Origin of the sequence: Kytococcus sp. HMSC28H12 (genome assembly GCF_001816045.1) — a bacterium.
Lineage (GTDB): Bacteria > Actinomycetota > Actinomycetes > Actinomycetales > Dermatophilaceae > Kytococcus > Kytococcus schroeteri.
Map to the genome: position 1 here is coordinate 1 of NZ_KV824495.1, position 3,274 is coordinate 3,274.

2 protein-coding genes are annotated in these 3,274 nt (G+C 73.7%); both read left to right on the top strand.

The window, feature by feature from the left end; genetic code table 11:
- Window positions 1–205 (top strand): hypothetical protein (locus HMPREF3099_RS13500; RefSeq protein ID WP_237769788.1); only part of this gene is annotated, 205 nt, incomplete at its 5' end.
- Between the two features lie 56 nt (window positions 206–261).
- Window positions 262–3,274, top strand: a 3,013-nt coding sequence (gene hrpA / locus HMPREF3099_RS07060; protein WP_070705335.1) for an ATP-dependent RNA helicase HrpA, incomplete at its 3' end; no start/stop codon positions are given.

A 3,274-nucleotide genomic window follows, 5' to 3' on the forward strand; every position in this document is an offset into this window, starting at 1 on the left:
CGCGCGCCACCCGGGCCGATGGCTGAGGGGCCCGAGCAGCCCGGTGGCCCCCGTCGCGGTGCGCCGGGACGGGGCCGTGGTGACGCCGGTGGCGCCGGCGCAGGTCGTGGTCGGGGTCGTGGTCGGGGCCGCGGCCGTGGTGGTCGTGGGGGAGGACGCGGACCCCGCGGTGGGGCCCGCGCTCCGCGGGGTCCGCGCCCGCTGACCCCCGAGCAGGTCGAGGCCCGCCGCGCCTCGGTACCGGAGCTCACCTGGCCCGACCTGCCAGTCGTCGACCGCAAGGACGACCTGGCGGCCGCCATCCGCGACCACCAGGTGGTCGTGGTGGCCGGCGAGACCGGATCGGGCAAGACCACTCAGCTGCCCAAGATCTGTCTGGAGCTCGGGCGCGGCGTCACCGGCATGATCGGCCACACCCAGCCCCGCCGCATCGCGGCCCGCTCCGTGGCCGACCGCATCGCCCACGAGCTGGGCGTCGAGCTCGAGGACCCCACCGGCCCGGTCGGCTACCAGGTGCGCTTCACCGACATGACCAGCCCGCAGACGCTGGTCAAGGTGATGACCGACGGCATCCTGCTCAACCAGATGCAGTTCGACCGGCAGCTGCGCGCCTACGACACGCTCATCATCGACGAGGCGCACGAGCGCAGCCTCACCATCGACTTCATCCTCGGCTACCTGCACCAGCTGCTGCCCCAGCGGCCGGACCTCAAGGTGATCATCACCTCGGCCACCATCGACCCGCAGCGCTTCGCCGACCACTTCGCCGACGCCGTGGGCGGCCCGGTGCCGGTGGTGGAGGTCTCCGGGCGCACCTACCCGGTGGAGGTGCGCTACCGCCCGCTGAGCACCCTGGACGCCTCCAACCCGCACGCCCTGGAGGACCCCGAGGGCTACGACGAGAGCACCTACTCCGAGGAGGAGATCGACCAGGTCACCGGCATCGCCGAGGCGGTGCAGGAGCTCTGGACCGAGGACGTGCCCGCCGACGACCCACGCCCGCAGGACCGCGACATCCTCGTGTTCTGCTCCGGCGAGCGGGAGATCCGCGACGCCGTGGACGGCCTCGAGGGGCTCAAGCTGCCGGGCACAGAGATCGTGCCGCTCTACGGTCGCCTCTCGGCCGCCGAGCAGCAGCGCGTCTTCGCGCCCCACACGAAGCGCCGCGTGGTGCTGGCCACCAACGTGGCCGAGACCTCGCTCACCGTGCCCGGCATCCGGTACGTCGTGGACACCGGCACGGCGCGCATCAGCCGGTACTCCCAGCGGCTCAAGGTGCAGCGCCTGCCCATCGAGAAGATCTCCCAGGCCTCGGCCAACCAGCGTGCGGGCCGCTCCGGACGCGTGAGCGCGGGCATCTGCATCCGCCTGTACTCCCAGGAGGACTACGAGGCGCGCCCGCAGTTCACCGACCCGGAGATCCAGCGCACCTCGCTGGCCAGCGTCATCCTGCAGATGGCGCACCTGGGGCTGGGCGACGTGCAGCGCTTCGCCTTCGTGGACCCGCCGGACTCCCGGCTGGTCACCGACGGCCTGCGCCTGCTCCACGAGCTGGGGGCCGTGACCCGGCAGACCGCCTCCTCCGGCGGTGTCGTGCGCCTCACCGAGGAGGGGCGCCAGCTGGCGTCCATCCCGGCCGACCCGCGCCTGGCCCGGATGCTGCTCGAGGCCCACCGCCGTGGGGCGCTGGCCGAGGTGCTCGTCATCGTGGCCGGGCTGAGTATCCAGGACCCGCGGGAGCGTCCGGCCGAGAAGCGCGAGCGCGCCGACCAGCTGCACGCCCGGTTCAAGGACGAGAACTCCGACTTCGTGGCCCTGCTCAACCTGTGGGCCTACGTGCGCGAGCGCAAGGGCACGCTGTCGGGCTCGGCCTTCCGCCGCCTGTGCCACGCGGAGTTCCTGCACTACCTGCGGCTGCGCGAGTGGGTGGACGTGCACCATCAGCTGCGCAGCGTGGTGAAGGGCCTGGGCTGGGCGGACTCGTCGGTGGGCGTGGAGTCCGACCGCGCCCGGCAGCGCGACGAGGGCTTCGCGCCGGTGGACCCGGCCAAGGCCGAGGTGGTGCACCGCAGCCTGCTGCCCGGCCTGCTCAGCCAGGTGGGCCTGCGCGACCGGGAGGCCCGGGACTACCTGGGCGCCCGGGGGGCGCACTTCTCCATCCAGCCCGGCTCGGGGCTCTTCCGCACCCGTCCGGACTGGATCGTCTCGGCCGAGCTGGTGGAGACCACCAGGCTGTGGGCGCGCACCAATGCCACGGTGGACCCGGCGTGGGTGGAGGAGGCCGCCGCGCACCTGGTGAAGCGGCAGTACTCCGAGCCGCGGTGGTCCTCCAAGCGGGGCTCGGCCGTGGCCGACGAGCGGGTGACCCTGCTGGGCATCCCGCTGGTGGCCGGGCGGCAAGTGGGCCTGGCGAGGGTCGACCCGGCGCTGGCGCGCGAGCTCTTCATCCGCCACGCCCTGGTGGAAGGGGACTGGCACACCGGCCACGCCTTCTGGGGCCACAACAAGAAGGTCCTCGCCGAGATCGAGCAGCTCGAGGCGCGCTCCCGCCGCCGCGACCTGCTCGACGACGAGGCGCTCTTCGGCTTCTACGACGAGCGGCTGCCCGCCGAGGTCGTCTCCGGGGTGCACTTCGACAGCTGGTGGAAGACCGCCCGCCGCGAGGACCCGGCCCTGCTCGACCTGTCGGTGGAGGAGGTGACCGGTGAGGACCCCACCGCCGTGGACCTGGCCGACTTCCCGGCCACCTGGCAGCAGGGCGACCTGGAGCTGCCCCTGACCTACCAGTTCGAGCCCGGCACCGAGGCAGACGGTGTGACCGTCCACCTGACGTTGAGCCAGCTCAACCGGGTGCGCGACGAGGGCTTCGACTGGCAGGTCCCGGGCCTGCGCGAGGAGCTGGCGGTGGCGCTCCTGCGCTCCCTGCCCAAGGCAGTGCGCCGCTCGTTCGTGCCCGCCACGGACCACGCCGCGGCCGCCCTGGGTGACCTTCGAGCAGAGCTCGAGGGTGACGAGCGGGCCGCGGCCACGCAGCCGGTGCGGGGGAGTGGCAGCTTCCCGGCCGCCCTGGCGCGGGCGCTCACCCGGCGCACCGGTACGCCGCTGGACCCGGCTGACTTCGACGCCTCCACCGTGCCGGCGCACCTGCGCATGACCTTCCGCGTGGTCGAGGACACCGCGCCGGGCAAGACCGGTACGGGCGGCGGACCCGGGAAGCCGGGGCCGAAGGGGTCCGGCCCCCAGCGCGGGGGCAAGGGCGGCCCGCGCCGCCGCG